Origin of the sequence: Candidatus Phytoplasma zeae (assembly GCF_001712875.1) — a bacterium.
In the GTDB taxonomy this organism is placed as follows: domain Bacteria; phylum Bacillota_I; class Bacilli_A; order Acholeplasmatales; family Acholeplasmataceae; genus Phytoplasma; species Phytoplasma asteris.
In genome coordinates, this window is sequence record NZ_CP015149.1 from 254570 (window position 1) to 271522 (window position 16953).

The following is a 16953-nucleotide window of genomic DNA, read 5'->3' on the forward strand; positions in this document are numbered from 1 at the left end:
GCTAATTGATAATGTAATAATTTTGAATATTTTTATATTATTTTTCTTTTGGAAAATATTTTTTAAAAATGAGTTTTTATTAATTAAATTAATGAAATTGTTCACTTCCTTTTCTATTATTTTTCTTTTATTTTTTCAATTTAATATTTTTTTCTAACATTTTGCTTAAAAAACCAGTCATACTAATAATTATTAAATAAAAACAAGATATCATTACAAAAGGCAAGATTGGATTTAAGGTAGCTCCCATATTGCTTTGTGCTTTCCAAGAAAGTTCGGCAACTCCTATAATGGCAAAAAAAGAACTATCCTTAATGTTTGTGATTAATTGTTGCAAAATAAAAGGAACTGACCTTTTTAAAGTTTGAGGAAAGACAATAGAGAGAAAAACTTGCTTTTGGTTCATCCCCAAAGAATGAGCAGCTTCAATTTGTCCTTTATCTAAGAATTTAATATTTTGCATTAAAATCATTGTAATACTTGCTAAAGAATTAAGTATTAAAACAAAAATTCCTGTGTGTAAAGGATTAAAATTTCCTTTAAAAAGAAAAGTAATACTGTAATAAATAAGCATTGCTTGAGCGGCTACAGGAATGCCCTTTAAGACAAAAAACAAAGCATTTATGGAAGTATTTAATATTTTTATTATAGCAACTATCAAGAAATTATTTTTGTGATAATCTAATTTTATATTTTTAATTAAAGTGCATATAATAGCTAATAAAAAGCCAACAATAAGACTGTCAATAGCTAAAATTAAAGTAGTTTTGAGTCCTTTTAGATAAGATGGAATGGTTTTTTGGGCTTGGATGAAAATCTTTTTTGTTGGTAGTTCAATTGTTTCTTTGTTTTCATTAAAGACTTCATCTAGTCGTTTTTTTACTTTTTTTTCTATTTCTTCTATTTTATTTTTATCTTCTGAACTAACTTCTTCTTTACTAGTTTCTTTTAATTCATGATTTTTTTTCTTTAAGTCTATGATGTCTTGGAATTCGCCTTTTTCATCTTTTTTAACTAAATCCAATTTTACCAACGCTGCATTTATCTTTTCTTGTAAATTTGGTATTCTTCTATCTTCATCATTTTTTTTAGGAAAAAATATTCCTAAACCTTGGGGACAAGTAGAATGTTCTAAGTTATCAGAATGCACATCAAAATATGTCAAATCTTGATTTATTTCACAAGCCCATCTAGCTAAACAATTATCTGTTATAAACATATCTGATTTTCCTTGTAAAATATCAGTAAAACATGCAGATGAACTTGTTAATTCGTTATTTTTGATGACATATTCTTTTTCTTTATTAGTATCTGATTTGATTTTTTCAATTACTGGGATTGCAACAGTATTTAGAAATGTTATAAATTTAATGGGTTTTTCTTTTCCTAAATCTTTTAATTTTTGGCAAAATTTATTATAATTTATTTTTATTTCTTTGTTATTGTTTGGCTCTTGTTGTTTTCTTAAATTATCCAATAAATCATCAAATCTTTTGTTTCTTACTACTATGCTGGTTCCAGTTTGCATATAGGCTTTAGAAACATCGTATTTTTCTTTTCTTTTGTCTGTAATACTCAAAGATGCAACTGCGATGTCAATTGTTTCTTGTTCTAAGGCATTAAGAAGTCCTGCAAAATCAAAGACATGAAATTCTAATTCTAAATCTAGTTTATCAGCTATATTATTGATTAAATCAATATCAAAACCCGCTATATATTCACTGTTTACAGCTTTTTTGGCCTTCTTTCCCTCATTTTGTTCTAAAACTTTAAAAACATTAGGAGCAGAATTGTTGTTAACTCCTACTTTTAAAATGGTTTTCTTTTTGGAATTATTTTTTATATGGAAATATCCAAATATGGATAAATTCAGCCATATTAAAAATAAAAAACTAATTAATAATGCAGTAATTTTTAACATTTGGGTTTTATTGGCATTTTGGAAAATGTTTTTAAAAAAATGTTTTTTATCAATGAAAATAATCACTTCCTTCTTTTAATTATTGGGTGGTTGTTTGGGTTTTCTTTTTTTAGTTTTTTAGTTTTGGATTTGTGGATTTGATTTTCCAATCCAAAATAAAAATATTTAATTTTAGCAAAATAAAAAAAGTCTTTGCAGACTTTTCTTTGGGATTTAATTGTTTTATGAAAAATAAGGTATTTTTTAAAAATTACTACATATTTTCTAAAAAAGGAACCCCTAAAATTCTTAAACTTTCTTTAAGAGTGATAAAAACTGCTTGGATTAATAAAAGATTAGTGTTTGTAGTGATTTTATCATCTGTTAAAATCTTTTCTTGTGAATATAAAAAGTTAACATTTTGAGTTATTTTTAACATATATCTTGCCAAAATACTTGGCATATTGTCTTTTTGGGCTTTTTGCAAAATTAAAGGAAACTGGTCTAATAATTTTACTAAAATAAAATAATGATCTTTTTGATAAATGGTTTTGTCAATTAAGTTTGTGTCTAGTTTTTCTTTGTTTAAAAGGGAATTTAGACGTGCTGCTGTGTATTGAAGATAAGGTCCTGTTTGTCCTTTAAATTGTAAAATATTTTCTAAATTAAAATCAATATCTAGATGTCTATCGTTTTTAAGGTCGTTAAAAATGATGGCTCCTACAGCGATTTTGCGTGCAGTTTGGTTAAGATTTGATAAATGAGGATTTTTTTCTTCAATGATTTTTTGGGCTAAAATAGTAGCTTGATTAATTACTTCAATTAAGGTAGTAAATTTGTGATGTCTAGTAGAAATTTTTTTGCCATCCATCAAAACTAAACCAAAATTAATGTGTTTTATTTTATTGTCACAGTATCCCATTTTTTCAATTATTTGGGCTAATTGTTTAAAGTAAAGTTTTTGTTCGTTGCCTACAACATATAAAACATTTTGACAATTAAAAGTGTTAAAACGATATTTAAAAGTAGTTAGATCTCTTGTTAAATACAAGGTGCTGCCATTAGTTTTTTTCACTAAACCAGGAGGTAAATTATCAAGTTCTATAAGCAAAACTTGGTCTTCTTCTTTTAAAAGTTTTTTTTGTTCTAATTCTTCAAAAAGAGGAGCGATTTTGTCATTATAAAAAGATTCTCCCAAGAAAAAATCAAATGAAATCCCCAAAATATCATAAATTTTGTAAAATTCTTGTAAAGACACTTCGCGGAACCATTTCCACAAATCGAGATATTTTTGGTTTTGTTGTTCTAATTGTAAAAAAGCAAAATTGGCTTGTTCGTTTAATTCAGGATTGGTTTTGGCTTGTTGATGAAAAAAAACATATAATTTTTGTAGTTCGTTAATTGGGTCTTTTAGTATTTTTTCTTTGTTTCCCCATTTTTGATAAGCTACAATCATTTTACCAAATTGGGTTCCCCAGTCTCCTAAGTGATTGATTCCTACTACCTCAAAACCTAATTTTTGATAAATATTTTTGAGAGCGTTTCCAATAACAGTAGAACGCAGATGACCAACAGAAAAGTTTTTAGCAATATTAGGAGAAGAATAATCAATAACTATGATTTGATTTTGATTGGGAAAATTGCCATAATTAGCTTGTAATTCGTTGATTTTGAGTAATATTTCGTAAGCTAATGAAGCTCTTTTAAGTTTGATATTTATAAAACCGTTTAAAAACATTAATTCTTGGATTTCGTTTATTTTGACAAGGTTTTTTTTGATATTTTCAAAAATAATATGAGGGTTAGTTTTGGTTTTTTTGGCATAAGCAAACAAAGGTAAAGAAAAATCAAATTTGTCATTTTCCAGTTGTTCTTGTAAAATTAATTCTTCTAATAAAACTTTTTGGATTGCATTTTGGATTTTGCTTTTGGTGGTTTGTAAATTCATGATTGCAGTTCCTTTCTTTTTGGATTGTAAAATAAAAAATGATTCCTGAATGATGACAATAAATGATAAAATAATGAAATTATTAAAAACTTTTTACCTAAAACTTATCTCGTTAATTTTTTGATAAACATTTTTGATATTTTAAGATATATAAACATATTTTATAAAACTATTATAGCATTTTTTATAATTTTTGTTTGAAAAAAGTTAAGATACTTATTTTGGTATTTGTAAATTAGATAGAAAAATATTAAGAATTGCAAAAAAATTTTTGTTGTTGGGTTTGGTTTGGGTTAATTTTATTAATAAAATGTTTTTAAATGCATTTATGCATTTTTTTATTCATAACATTTTATTAAATAATATTAAAAAATAGCCTAAATGTTAAAAAGTACTCTTTTTATATTTTGGTATTCCTAATTAAAATTAAAAAAACAACCCTTTAATTTGCAAAAGAGTTGTTAAATAATAAATTATTTTTTTAATTAGAAAGTAAATATTTTATCTAGTTTGATAAGGTTAGTTAATATTTCTTAAAAAATCAACTTTTAAACCAAATTTTAATATTAAAATTAATAAAATAATACCAATAATTATTTTGATGATACTATGTAAAAAGAAAAAAAATAATCCGATGATAAAAGCAATAATTATCATTTGATAATTGGGATTTAATGTGTTCCAAAAAGAAAATATATTGCTTATAATTTGTTTTTTATCGATGATTTTAAAACCTTACTAATAATTGTATTTTTCGATGTTCAACATTATTAAAATGCTATATTAAAAGTCTAAAATAGTTTTAGAAAATATTTTAATAAAAAATAAACACCAATATTGATTATAAGTGATTTTGGATTTTTTCAAACTTTTTTTAATAATTAGTTTGTTTTTTAAAATAATTTTTTTAATTCGGGGTTAAAAACTTTGGCTTTAATCATTTCAATTTCGCGTTTATAAGGTGCTTTGTCATTGATATAGGGAGTTTCTAAAATTTTAGGGATACAAGCAAAAGCACGATGATAGATAATTTTGAGTAAAGTTTCAAAACCGATTTTGCCAAAACCGATGTTTTCATGGCGGTCTTTGTGACTATTACATTCGTTTTTAGAGTCGTTAATATGAATTACAGAGATATTTTGAAATCCTAAAATGGAATCTATCTTTTGGATAATTTCTTCTAAGTTTTCTTTTAAATCATAGCCAGCATCAAAAAGATGACAAGTATCAAGACAAAAAGAAACTCTTGTGTTGTTTTTAACTTGGGTTCTTATTTGTTGCAATTCTTCTAGGTTTTTCCCAATTTCAGTTCCCTTGCCTGCCATAGTTTCTAAGGCAACTTGGGTTTTTAAATGTTTAGTTTTTTCAAAAATTAAATCAAGGCTTTGAGCAATTAAACTAATTCCTTCTTGGGGGTTTGTTTTGAGATAGTTTCCTGGATGTAAAACCATTTTATTAATTTTCATTGCTGCAAAACGTTCTAATTCTTGGGATAAAAAATCAATTGCAAAATCCCTTTTAGTCTCGTCGGGATTAGCAAGATTGATAATATAAGGAGCGTGCCCTACCAAATTATTTAAAGATAAATTGTTGTTTTGGACAATTTCTAAGGCTTCTTTAATTTTTAATTCTTCGGTTTTGGTTCTTATCGTATTTTGTGGAGCACCGCTATAAACCATCAAAGCATTAGCACCATAAGAAATGGCAGTTTGGATGGCTCCTTGAAAATTATGTGGTTTTTTCATAGCAACATGACTTCCCAAAAATAACATGATAAAAGCTCCTTTATTGTTTTGTTTTTTGATTTATTAGTTATAAATTAGTTTAGTTTTTTCTTGATAATTAGTTTTGTAATTCGTTAATTTATTTTTTTGATGGTTTTTGTTATTTGTATTTGGCTTTTGGTTTTAATTTTGTTTGCAAAAAAGTACTTTTGCTTTTGGGGGATTGGTTTTCTTTTTGGTTCTTTTTCTTATAATTGGGTTTTACTTGTTTGCTTTTAGTTTTTTGTTGTTGTTTGTTTCTTGGACTGTGTTTTGAGTTTTATTTGGTGTTTCCAAAGTAGAATCTTTATTATTTTCTTTTTTAGGAAGTTTGGATTCTTTGGTAAATTTGTTTTGTTTGAAAAATTGTTTTTGGCTAGATTGGCTAGATTGGTTGTAATTGTTTTTTTGGTTAGTTTGATTGTTTTGATTTTTTTGAATGTTTTTGGTATTTTTATTTTTTTTATTTGGCTTATCAGTTTTGGTAGTTGTAATAGTTTTGTAATTTTGAGTTCTTATAAAACCATCTTTATTTAAAGAGGCTTGATGAAAAGTAATTCCTAATTGAATTAATTTATTAATTTTGTCTTTTTGTTTAATGTCTTGGGGGTCATACAAAACAATGATTTCACCTTTTTTGCCCATTCTTGATGTTCTACCACTTCTGTGGAAAAAAAATTCAAGGTGTGAAGGTAAGTTGTAGTGAATAACACAAGAAGCATCAAAATCAATTCCTCTAGCTGCAAGATCTGATGCAATTACGTACTGATATTTTAATTTATGGATAGCTTTAAGGCTTTGTTTTCTTTGTTTAACTGATAAAGCAGAGTTGTAATTAAGCAATTTGAGACTGTCATTTTGTAAAGCTTGAAATACTAATTCTTGTTCTTTTTTTTCATTGACAAATACGAGTGCTAAATAAGGATTAAGGACTTTTGTAAGATGAATTAAGGTCTGCATTCTGCTTGTAGTTGTTTCTAATAAATAAAAAGTACGATTAAGATTACTTTGTTTATAAACATCAATAAAAGTAGATTTACCAAAATAACGATTAATAAAAGGTTTTAATTGTTCGGTAATGGTAGCTGAAAATAATAAAATTTTGGCTTTAAGATGATTAATTAAAGGGTCTAGGGAAGTTAAAAATACCTCATCAAACATCATATCAGCTTCATCAAGGACTAAATAAGATACATATTTTAAGTTAATTTTTTTGAGTTTAAACGCGTATTCTAATAACTTATCGGGAGTTGCAATAATTAATGGAGGTTGTTTTTTTTCAAAAGTAGCAATTGTTTTTTGTTTATCCATTCCTCCGTAAAGAATTTTGGTAAAATTAGTTTTTTCAATTTGTTTAAACATTTCCCATACTTGAAATACTAAATCATTGGTAGGGACTAAAATAATTGCTTGAGTAAATGGTTTTTGGAAATCAATTTTACTTAATATCGGCAAAAGATAAGCATGGGTTTTGCCTGTTCCTGTAGGAGCAATTCCTACTAGATTACCTGGTTTTTCAAATTGTGAAAAGACTTCTTTTTGGATGGGAGTTAAAGTTTGGAATTGAAGTTGTAATATTTTTTTTGGAATATAGTTTTGCAAGTTAGAAACCTCCTTAAATCATATATATTATACCAGTATTTTGGTAATTTGGAAGTATTTTAGTAATAAATTAATTTTGTTGCAATAAATTGTTGAAAAAAACTTATTTCCAGTTAAAATATAAGTAAGTCTTTGACTTGATTCTTGATTATAAATTATAATAACATATATTAAGGAAAGAAAATAGGGTAATGAAAACAAATAAAAATAATAAGAATAATAATAAGAAAAAGAAAAAACAAAACAATAATGATTTAAAACAAAGTAATAAATATAATAATAAAACTAAATTAACCAAAGATAATAAAAATGTTAAATCAAATAAAAAAGGTTTTAACTTTAGTTTTTCTAATTTATTAGCTTGGGGTGTTGTTGTTTGTTTGTGTTCAATTCCTTTATATTATATATCTGCTACTGTTTGGGAACAAATAAAGAAATAATTAAAATTTAATCTAAGATATCAAAAAACTATTTTCTTAATGAAAATAGTTTTTATCTTTATATATGGATTGTTTAGTTAATCAATTGTTATTTAGTATTTTTGTCTAATTCTTCTTTTCCTTTGGGAGATAATTCTTTGTATATTACATTATAAAGATTTTGTTGTTCTTTTAAGGCATAATCTAATTTTATCTTATCTCTTTTAATTTCAGTTTCTAGATTATTTTTTGCCTTAATTGCTTTTTGTTTTGCAGCTAACTTGGCTTCGATTTTAGTTTGTAATTCCTTTTCTGGTGTTATTCTCCTCATTTGTTGCTGATATAAATTAAAATTTTTAATATGTTCATCATATTCCTTTTGATATTGTTCTATTTTGGGGTCTTTTTCTTTAGTAGCAATTTTTCTTTGTAATTCTTCAATTTTTCTTTGATAATCTTCAATCTCTTTTTTTATTTCTTTTAATTCATTAATTTTGTTGCGGTCCAAGCTTGTTTAGTTATTTTCTGATTCATTTTTTCCTTTATCAATGAATGATTTATCTTTATCTATGTTGTTAATTAAGTCGTTATTGTGTTTAATTTCATCATCTATTTTAATCATTTCTGGTAATTGTTGGTTTTGAAAAGTTGCAGCTTTAATGCGTTCTAAGGCTTCATCAATCTGTTGTTTATATTCGTTATATGCTTTTGGTGATAATTTATTTTTTAGTTTAGGTAGTAAAAAAGATTGCATTATGTGTTTCACGAAGTTTAAACCGTCTTCTTGGGTTGGTTCAATTCCTTTTCTTTCGATTTTTTGTTTTATGTCATCCATTTTATTTTTAATATCTAAAGGTGCATTTGCCATATAGTATTCAAATTCAAATTTAGAATTAAGTTGTCTAAATATAATAAAACAGTTAGTTATTACTTCCTGTTGTGCTTGTAGTTGTTTTGCTTGTGTCTTCTTTGGCAGGTTCTTGTTTAGATTTTAAAACCCAACAAATACCTAAAATTAATTCTAACATTAATACTGTAAATTCTACTGTTAATATTATAAATTTTTTATTATTTTTTTGTTGTAAATGCATTTTCAATTCCTTTTTATTTAATTTATTAGTTATATTTAATTAAGTAATTGCTCTTTTTCTCTAAGTTTTTCCAATTCTTCTAAAATATCATTAACTTCTTTTATTAATCTTTCTTGAAGTTCTTTTATTTCTTTTGCTTTTTTACCGTCTGAATTTGATATTGCAGTTTCGAAATCATTTTCAGAATCTTTTAATGGTTTTTTAATTTGTGATAATCTTAGTTTTAATGATATTTGTTGGGAATTAATTTGTTCTAGCATAAGTTGTTTTTTTTGTCATTTTCGGTCTGACTGATATCATTTCATTATTTTTTTCAATTTCATCATCTATTTTACCTATTATTTTTTTTGCGTATTCATTTGACTCCTCTACTTTTTTACTTTGTGTTTTGTTTTTTTGAAACTCTTCGATTGATGTGAATATAAAATAAATAACAAAAAATACAATTGCAATTACAACTACAGGTTTATTTAGTTTTTTTATCTTTAATAAATGGATTCCAAAAAAAACATTCCTTTACTCTCCTTTTAGTTTTCAGGGAATAAAAAACTCCCTTACCTTTATTTTACTCTTTTTTTTGCAAGTTTTTTGCTCATTTTCCATTACTTTTCTCATCTTTTATATCATTTTTCTTATCTTTTCTTACTTTTTGCTAATCTTTTTTGTTATAATTAACAAAGAAATTATTATTTATAAATAATATATATAAGCTGATATAAATATAAAGGAATATATTAAAGGAATTAAAATGAAAACCAATAAACATCAATTTATTAAAGTTCGCGGAGCTCGTCAAAATAATTTAAAAAATATTAATATTGATATTCCCAAAAATAAATTAGTTATTATAACAGGATTATCAGGTTCTGGCAAATCTTCTTTAGCTTTTGATACTTTATATCAAGAAGGAAAAAGAAGGTATGTAGAATCATTAAGTGCTTATGCTAGACAATTTTTAGGTAGTTTTGAAAAACCTGATGTAGATAGTATTGAAGGTTTGAGTCCTTCTATTAGTATTGACCAAAAAACAACTTCTAATAATCCTCGTTCTACTGTGGGAACTATTACAGAAATATATGATTATTTAAGATTAATTTATGCCAATATTGCAGTTCCTTTTCATCCTGAAAAAAATATTGTCTTGGAAAAACAAACCAAAGAACAAATGATTACTAAAACTAATCAAATATTTTCCAAGCAACTAATATTAATTCTTGCTCCTATAATTGAAAGAAAAAAAGGTACCCATCAAAAAACCTTAGAAGCTCTTTCCAAAGATGGTTTTAATAGAGTAATGATTAATGATACTATTTATTTAATGGATGATATTCCTTCTTTATCAAAAAATCAATATCATAATATTTATGTAGTAATTGATCGTTTTGAAGTTAATTCAGATAATCAAACTCGTCTTTTTGAAGCCTTAGAACAAGCTCTAAATTTAGCTCAAGGAAAAGTTTTTATTATGAATTATCAAAGTAAAAATAGTAATGATAGTAATAAGAATGAAAACAACAATAAAAACCATCAAATATTAAAACTAAATTGCAATTATCATTTAGAAGGCATTAATTTTGATATTCCCTTGCGCGAATCAAGACTTTTTTCATTTAATACTCCTTTAGGAGCTTGCCAAATTTGTAAAGGGATTGGAAAAACAGCAGAAATTGATTGCGATATGATTCTAGATTATGAAAAACCATTAAATAAAGGTGCAATTTTAATTTTTAAAAGTAATAATGAATATAATAATTTTGCTAGCAAAGAACAAGAATTAAAAGCTGTATGCAATCATTATCAAATTGATATGACTGTTCCTTTAAAAAAAATAGATCCCCAAAAACTAAATATTATTCTTTATGGTTCACCTGACCAAATTCCTTTAACGCCTCCTTTGCGTTTTTCTCGTTTTTCCAAAAATACCACCACCAAAACTCCTAAATATGATTTTTTTGAAGGTATAGCTTCTATGCTTAAAAGACGTTTTGAAGAAACAACCAGCGAATGGCTCAAAAAATTGCTTTCTAATTATATGATGGAAAAAAAATGCAAAACATGCCAAGGACAAAGACTTAATCAAGGGGCTTTACTTTTTAAAATTAATAATAAAAATATTTATGAAATAACTGATTTATCAATTGAACAAACCCTTGCTTTTTTCCAAAATTTAGAATTGTCCAACGAAGAGACAAAAATTATTAATTTAGCTCTCAAAGAAGTTATTAATCGTCTTACTTTTTTACAAGAAATTGGGTTAGGATATCTTTCTTTATCGCGCAGTGGAGCAACTCTTTCGGGAGGAGAAGCACAAAGAATTAGACTTGCTACTCAAATTGGCTCCCAACTTTCAGGAGTACTTTATGTCCTTGATGAACCTTCCATTGGATTGCACCAAAAAGACAACGATCTTTTAATTAAATCACTTCAAAAAATGCGAGATTTAGGCAATTCTTTAATTGTAGTAGAACACGATCATGATACAATGCTTGCCTCTGATTATTTAATTGATATTGGTCCTCAATCAGGCATTTTGGGAGGGAAAGTACAAGCTTTTGGCACACCCCAAGAAGTAATGCAAAACAAAAACAGCCTTACAGGAAAATACTTATCTAAACAAATCCAAATTACAGTTCCCAAAACTAGAAGAAAAGGCAATAAAGATCATATTTTAGTTACCAAAGCTTCTAAAAATAATCTTAAATCAATTGATGTTTGCTTTCCTATGCAACAATTAATTGTAGTTACAGGCGTTTCTGGTTCGGGAAAATCTACTTTAGTAAATGATGTTTTACTTGATTGTTTACAACAAAAATACAGCAAAAAAAACAAAACTCAACAAAAAGATTTTAGTCATTTAGTAAACGATTTTAACAAAGTCAAAAAAATAGTTGAAATTTCACAAGACCCAATTGGTAAAACTCCTCGCAGTAATCCCCTTACTTATACTGGTGTTTTTGATGAAATTAGAGAACTTTACTCTAAAACTAAAGAAGCCCAAATGAAAGGTTATAAAAAAGGGCGTTTTTCTTTTAACGTTAAAGGCGGTAGATGTGAGGCTTGTAGTGGCGATGGAGTTAAAAAAATATCTATGCATTTTTTACCAGATGTCTATGTTATGTGCGAAGCTTGTAAAGGAACTCGTTATCAAAAAGAAACTTTAAGCATCAAATACAAAGATAAAACTATTGCAGATATTCTTGCTATGAGTGTTGAAGAAGGGGTTTTATTTTTCCAAAATCATCCCAAAATTAAACATCAATTAGAAATTTTACAAAATGTAGGTCTTGGCTACATTAAATTAGGACAGTCCTCGCCAACTTTATCCGGAGGAGAAGCACAACGAGTTAAATTAGCAAGCGAACTACAAAAAAAAGTTATTCCAGGTGCTTTGTATATTTTAGATGAACCTACCACAGGACTTCATTCAGAAGATGTTAGACAATTGCTTAAAGTTCTTCATCAAATGACAGATCAAAAAGCTACTATTGTTGTAATTGAACATAATTTAGATGTAATTAAAAATGCTGATTATATCATTGATTTAGGTCCTGAAGGAGGAATTTGTGGCGGATATGTAGTTGCAACAGGAACCCCAGAACAAGTAAGCCAAAATGAAAAAAGTTATACTGGTAAATATTTAAAAAAGATTCTTAACGAAGAAAAATAAATCCAAAATTTAAAGATGCAATCAAACTTTTAATTTAGATAAATCGCAACTAAATACATCCTAAACATTGGGCTAATTAAAATCAATTTAACAATTTAAAAAACTAATATTTAAAAAATTGCAAAATGGGCAAAAAAAACAAAAACCACTTTTAAACTCATACCAACCAAACAATTTTAGGAAATATTTTATCCTTCTACAAAAAATATTTTAATTGCAACCTCACCAAAAAACCATTTAATCAGAAAGCAAAAATTACTAATAATTTCAAGAAATATTTAGTTATTATGGTATAATAAATAGTAGGAAAGAAAAGTAATTTACACAATTACAAAATTTATAAATGAAAATTATTTTTCTACCACAAAATATTTATAAAAAAGATTAAATGAATTAAAAAAAGCTAAAAAATTAAACTAAATAAACCCGCGAACCCAAAAAACAACTTTTAATTTAGTTAAAAAAACTTAATTATAAATTAGTTGCCAAATTGTAAAACAAAAATGCAAAAACACAACTTGTTTCCCCAAAAAACAATTAACACTAATTTAATTGGAATTTGCTTATATAATCAATATATAAATGAAAAAACTCATAATTATTTGCAACTATTTGCACCAATCAAACCAAATAACCCCCCCAACAACAATATTTTTTAGTTTTTATTGATGCTTCATAATCAAAATAAATAACACCCCAAAACATAAAACAAACCCCAACAAACTAAAAAGGAAAAGGTATTAAAAATGGAAATTAAAAAAATCAACGATCAAAAAGTACAATATTTTTTTGAAGTTTCTTCAAAGGAATTAGAAACCCAACTGGCTAGTGCTTATGAAAAAATTAAACCAAAAGTAGAAATTAAAGGTTTTAGAAAAGGGCACGTTCCAAGAAAAATTTTTGAAAATCGTTTCGGTAAAGACAATTTATACTCCGATGCATTAGAAAATATCTTGCAAACCAAATATCAAGAAGTCCTACAAAAAAAAGATTTCGAAAGTATGGGAATGCCTCAAGTAATTGATTTAGACCAAAAAAAACTTAAAGATAATCAAAATTTTACTTTCGGACTGGAATTTATCGTTAAACCTAAAGTTACTTTAAAAAAATATTTAGGGTTAGAAATTACAAAAGACGATCTTGAAGTAACAGATTGTGAAGTGGAAGAAAAAATAAATTCCTTATTAGAAAAACAAACAACTTTGGAACCCAAAACCCAAAACGACTTTTTGGAATTAACAGACACTGCTATTTTTGATTTTGAAGGCTTTGTTGATGACAAACCTTTTGAAGGTGGCACTGCCAAAGATTTTAGTTTAAAAATTGGCTCTGGTCAATTTGTACCTGGTTTTGAAGACCAAATGTTAGGGATGAAACAAGAACAAACCAAAGACATTAATATCACTTTTCCAAGCGATTACCACCAAAAAAGTTTAGCTAATCAAAAAGCTGTCTTTAAAGTAACTCTACACCAAATCAAAACTAAAAAAATACCTCAACTAACAGATAATTTGGTAAAATCACTTAAACTTGCCAATGCTTCAACCGTAGAAGAATTAAAAAAAAACACTAAACAAACTCTTTTAGCTCAAAAAAAACACAAAGACAAAGAAAACGTTGAAAAACAAGTAATAGAACAATTAGTTAAAAATTCCGAATTAGAAATTCCTCAAGAAATTGTTTCCCAAGAACAAATCCGCCTCCAAAAAGAATTTGAAGCACAATTAAAACAACAAAATTTAACTTTGGAACAATACAAACAATATTTAGGTATTGATGATGAAAAAATGGAAAAAGAATTCAGCCAACAAGCACAAAAAAACCTTCAATATCAACTTATTATGGAACAAGTTGCAGCCCAAGAAAAACTAACTATTTCCCAAGAAAAAATCGAACAACAATACCAAAACTTAAGTAACCATTACAAAGTTCCAGTTAATCAAATCAAACAAAAACTTCCTGAAAAAAACCTAAAACATTCTCTTTTGATGGATGAAGCCTTAGAACTTGTTATTAATAAAGTTGTTGTTGCTAAATAAAATTTATCCCCCCACCAAAAAAATCACTCCACAACTTAAAAATGAAAAAGTTTAAAAGTTAAAAAAATATCGAAAGGATGAAAATATATGAAAACCAAAAGCAAAAAATTAAAATCCGATCTTTCTATGGATGCATTTGAAGATATTTTTCAAGAAATTCCTGAACAACTTCCAGTTGTAGTTATCAGCGAAGTAATGCCTATTCCAAATATTGATTTTCGTATTGAAATATCAGACAATTCTTATTTAAAAGCTTTAAAAGAGTCAGAAACTAACGCAAATTCTTTTGTTATTCTTTTAACTCAAAAAGATTTATCACCCAACAAACCCAAACTAACTAACCTTCAACGTTACGGTGTATTGGCACAAATAATTACTAAAGTAAAAATCCCTCACGGCGATTTTAAAGTGAGATTTCGCATTTTACAAAGAGTAAAAATTGATAAATTTTTGCAAAAAGAACCTTTTTTAAAAGCCTCATATGAAAAAGTCAACACCATTTATGGAAACGTTGAAGAAGAAAAAGCCTTAATCAAGCTAGTTATAGAAAAAATTATGGACAAACCTTTTCAACTGCTTGTTCAAAACACCAATAATTTTTTAGATATCATCAAAACAGAACCAGAAACAGAAAATATCACTGATATCATTATTTTTAATTTAAAAATCGATGATTTAGATAAATATAAATACCTTAAAGAAGCTCACCTTAATAAAAGAATTTTTTATATTCTTCAAGACATCCAAAGTTTACTTATAGGACTTGATTTAGAACAAAAAATCAATGAAAAAGTAAAACAAAGTATTGATGAAAACCAAAAAGAATTTTATTTAAGAGAAAAAATGAAAGCGATTCAACTAGAATTAGGGGACAAAGCCAAAAAGGAAGAAGAAATTGCAGAATTGCGCAATAAAATCAAAAAAACTCCTTTACCTTCCGAAATCAAAAAAAAAGCTTTACAAGAATTATCACGTTACCAATCATCATCATCTTTAATAGCAGAATCTTTTGTAATTAAAAATTATCTTGATTTTTTACTGGAATTACCTTGGGGCAAAACCAGCGAAGATGAAAACGATTTAGTTGCCATTGAAAAATCCTTAAATAATCAACATTACGGACTTGAAAAAGTCAAAGAACGTATTTTAGAATATGCAGCAGTCAAAATAATGACTAAGAAAAACCCTCAAAATATTTTATGTCTTGTAGGTCCTCCAGGAGTGGGGAAAACCTCACTTGCTTCTTCTATTGCCAAAGCTTTAGGACGCCAATTTGTCAGACAATCCTTAGGCGGTTTAAAAGAAGAATCAGAAATTAGAGGCCACAGAAGAACTTATATTGGAGCTATGCCTGGACGCATTCTTGCAGGCATTAGAGACGCCAAAACAGTTAATCCTGTCTTTTTATTAGACGAAATTGACAAACTAGTAGCCAATTATAACTTTGATCCTGCATCAGCTTTATTAGAAGTCCTTGACCCACAACAAAATATTAATTTTATGGATCATTTTTTATCCGAACCATTTGATTTATCCCAAGTATTATTTATCACCACTGCCAATTACCTTGACAATGTTCCCGAAGCTTTAAAAGACCGTATGGAAATTATCGAAGTAAGTTCTTACACTGAAAAAGATAAAATTAACATCGCTTCTAAATTTCTTTTAAAAAAACAACTCAAAAATCACGGAATTACTGACACAAATTTAGTTATTAACAATGATACTATCCTTTATTTAATTAGACATTACACCAAAGAAGCAGGAGTAAGAGAGTTAGATAGAATCCTTGCAGAACTAGCTAGAAAAACAGTTAAAGAATGTTTAATTACCAAAAAAGAACAAGTAATTATTACTCCTCAAAACATTACTAAATACTTAGGTAAAGAAAAATACCTACATCTTTTAGATGAACAAAAAGAAAAAATAGGCTCCACTAACGGACTTGCCTATACTTATTTTGGAGGCGATTTGCTTCCAGTAGAAGTTACTTATTACAAAGGTAAAGGACAATTAGTCCTTACAGGTAAATTAGGAGAAGTCCTTAAAGAAAGTGCTTATACTGCTTTAAGTTTCATCAAAGCTAACTGTCAAAATTTAGGAATTGATGCCAATATTTTTGCAGAAAACGATTTTCACATTCATCTTCCAGAAACAGCAATTCCTAAAGATGGTCCTTCAGCTGGAATTACTATTGCTACTTCCCTTGTCTCTGCAATTACCCAAAAATATGTTAAAAAAGGTTTGGGAATGACAGGAGAAATTACTTTACGAGGCAATATTTTAGCTATCGGAGGCTTAAAAGAAAAAGCTATTGCTGCTAATCGTAGCGGTCTTGACACTATTTTTATTCCTCAAGAAAATATCAAAGATATTGAAGATATTCCTGAAGAAGTAAGAACTAAATTAAATATTATTCCTGTATCAAAAATTTCTGATGTTTTTTCGCAAGTATTTGTTTGATTAAGATATAAAAAACACCATCTTAAAGATGGTGTTTTTTGTTTTTATACATAATTAAAAA

At 26.8% G+C, this 16953-nt stretch carries 12 protein-coding genes; 4 read left to right on the plus strand and 8 right to left on the minus strand.

Annotation, left to right across the window (positions count from 1 at the left end; genetic code table 11):
- Positions 1–127: 127 nt before the first annotated feature.
- The 4 genes from MBSPM3_RS01310 to MBSPM3_RS01325 form a co-directional block, all read right to left on the minus strand.
- Positions 128–1987, minus strand: a complete 1860-nt coding sequence (locus MBSPM3_RS01310) for a transporter substrate-binding domain-containing protein (protein ID WP_069028184.1) — start codon at positions 1985–1987, stop codon at positions 128–130.
- A 187-nt stretch (positions 1988–2174) separates the two neighbouring features.
- On the minus strand, positions 2175–3848 hold the full coding sequence (argS, locus tag MBSPM3_RS01315) for an arginine--tRNA ligase (protein WP_069028185.1): 1674 nt from the start codon (positions 3846–3848) through the stop codon (positions 2175–2177).
- An 893-nt stretch (positions 3849–4741) separates the two neighbouring features.
- Positions 4742–5620: a deoxyribonuclease IV gene (locus MBSPM3_RS01320; protein ID WP_069028186.1), complete on the minus strand. Its 879-nt coding sequence runs from the start codon at positions 5618–5620 to the stop codon at positions 4742–4744.
- Between the two features lie 213 nt (positions 5621–5833).
- A complete protein-coding gene (locus MBSPM3_RS01325) occupies positions 5834–7213 on the minus strand; it encodes a DEAD/DEAH box helicase (RefSeq protein ID WP_069028187.1) in 1380 nt (459 codons plus the stop codon).
- 191 nt (positions 7214–7404) lie between these two features.
- Here MBSPM3_RS01325 and MBSPM3_RS01330 point away from each other — a divergent pair, with 191 nt between their 5' ends.
- A complete protein-coding gene (locus tag MBSPM3_RS01330; RefSeq protein ID WP_069028188.1) occupies positions 7405–7653 on the plus strand; it encodes a hypothetical protein in 249 nt (82 codons plus the stop codon).
- Between the two features lie 88 nt (positions 7654–7741).
- Here MBSPM3_RS01330 and MBSPM3_RS01335 read toward each other — a convergent pair whose 3' ends face one another.
- The 4 genes from MBSPM3_RS01335 to MBSPM3_RS01345 are packed head-to-tail and all read right to left on the minus strand — an operon-like array spanning position 7742 to position 8983.
- Entirely contained in the window at positions 7742–8140 is a 399-nt protein-coding gene (locus tag MBSPM3_RS01335; RefSeq protein WP_069028189.1) for a hypothetical protein, read from the minus strand.
- 6 nt (positions 8141–8146) lie between these two features.
- Positions 8147–8500, minus strand: coding sequence for a hypothetical protein (locus MBSPM3_RS01340; RefSeq protein ID WP_069028190.1), 354 nt, complete (start codon positions 8498–8500; stop codon positions 8147–8149).
- 52 nt (positions 8501–8552) lie between these two features.
- Positions 8553–8723, minus strand: a complete 171-nt coding sequence (locus tag MBSPM3_RS03015; protein ID WP_157084487.1) for a hypothetical protein — start codon at positions 8721–8723, stop codon at positions 8553–8555.
- Between the two features lie 35 nt (positions 8724–8758).
- Positions 8759–8983, minus strand: a complete 225-nt coding sequence (locus MBSPM3_RS01345) for a hypothetical protein (RefSeq protein WP_069028191.1) — start codon at positions 8981–8983, stop codon at positions 8759–8761.
- A 488-nt stretch (positions 8984–9471) separates the two neighbouring features.
- Here MBSPM3_RS01345 and uvrA point away from each other — a divergent pair, with 488 nt between their 5' ends.
- The 3 genes from uvrA to lon all read left to right on the plus strand — a co-directional run bounded on the left by uvrA (position 9472) and on the right by lon (position 16892).
- Positions 9472–12390 carry an excinuclease ABC subunit UvrA gene (gene uvrA, locus MBSPM3_RS01350; protein ID WP_069028192.1) on the plus strand — a complete coding sequence of 973 codons (2919 nt, stop codon included), beginning with the start codon at positions 9472–9474 and terminating at the stop codon, positions 12388–12390.
- A 746-nt stretch (positions 12391–13136) separates the two neighbouring features.
- Positions 13137–14429, plus strand: a complete 1293-nt coding sequence (gene tig, locus MBSPM3_RS01355) for a trigger factor (protein WP_069028193.1) — start codon at positions 13137–13139, stop codon at positions 14427–14429.
- 87 nt (positions 14430–14516) lie between these two features.
- Positions 14517–16892 carry an endopeptidase La gene (gene lon / locus MBSPM3_RS01360; protein WP_069028194.1) on the plus strand — a complete coding sequence of 792 codons (2376 nt, stop codon included), beginning with the start codon at positions 14517–14519 and terminating at the stop codon, positions 16890–16892.
- Positions 16893–16953: the final 61 nt, after the last annotated feature.

Bases quoted from the DNA above. Each gene is read 5' to 3' on its own strand.
- argS (WP_069028185.1), bottom strand. From the start codon at position 3,848: ATGAATTTACAAACCACCAAAAGCAAAATCCAAAATGCAATCCAAAAA.
- MBSPM3_RS01320 (WP_069028186.1), bottom strand. From the start codon at position 5,620: ATGTTATTTTTGGGAAGTCATGTTGCTATGAAAAAACCACATAATTTT.
- MBSPM3_RS01340 (WP_069028190.1), bottom strand. From the start codon at position 8,500: ATGGCAAATGCACCTTTAGATATTAAAAATAAAATGGATGACATAAAA.
- uvrA (WP_069028192.1), top strand. From the start codon at position 9,472: ATGAAAACCAATAAACATCAATTTATTAAAGTTCGCGGAGCTCGTCAA.
- lon (WP_069028194.1), top strand. From the start codon at position 14,517: ATGAAAACCAAAAGCAAAAAATTAAAATCCGATCTTTCTATGGATGCA.
- MBSPM3_RS01330 (WP_069028188.1), top strand. From the start codon at position 7,405: ATGAAAACAAATAAAAATAATAAGAATAATAATAAGAAAAAGAAAAAA.
- tig (WP_069028193.1), top strand. From the start codon at position 13,137: ATGGAAATTAAAAAAATCAACGATCAAAAAGTACAATATTTTTTTGAA.
- MBSPM3_RS01345 (WP_069028191.1), bottom strand. From the start codon at position 8,983: ATGCTAGAACAAATTAATTCCCAACAAATATCATTAAAACTAAGATTA.
- MBSPM3_RS03015 (WP_157084487.1), bottom strand. From the start codon at position 8,723: ATGCATTTACAACAAAAAAATAATAAAAAATTTATAATATTAACAGTA.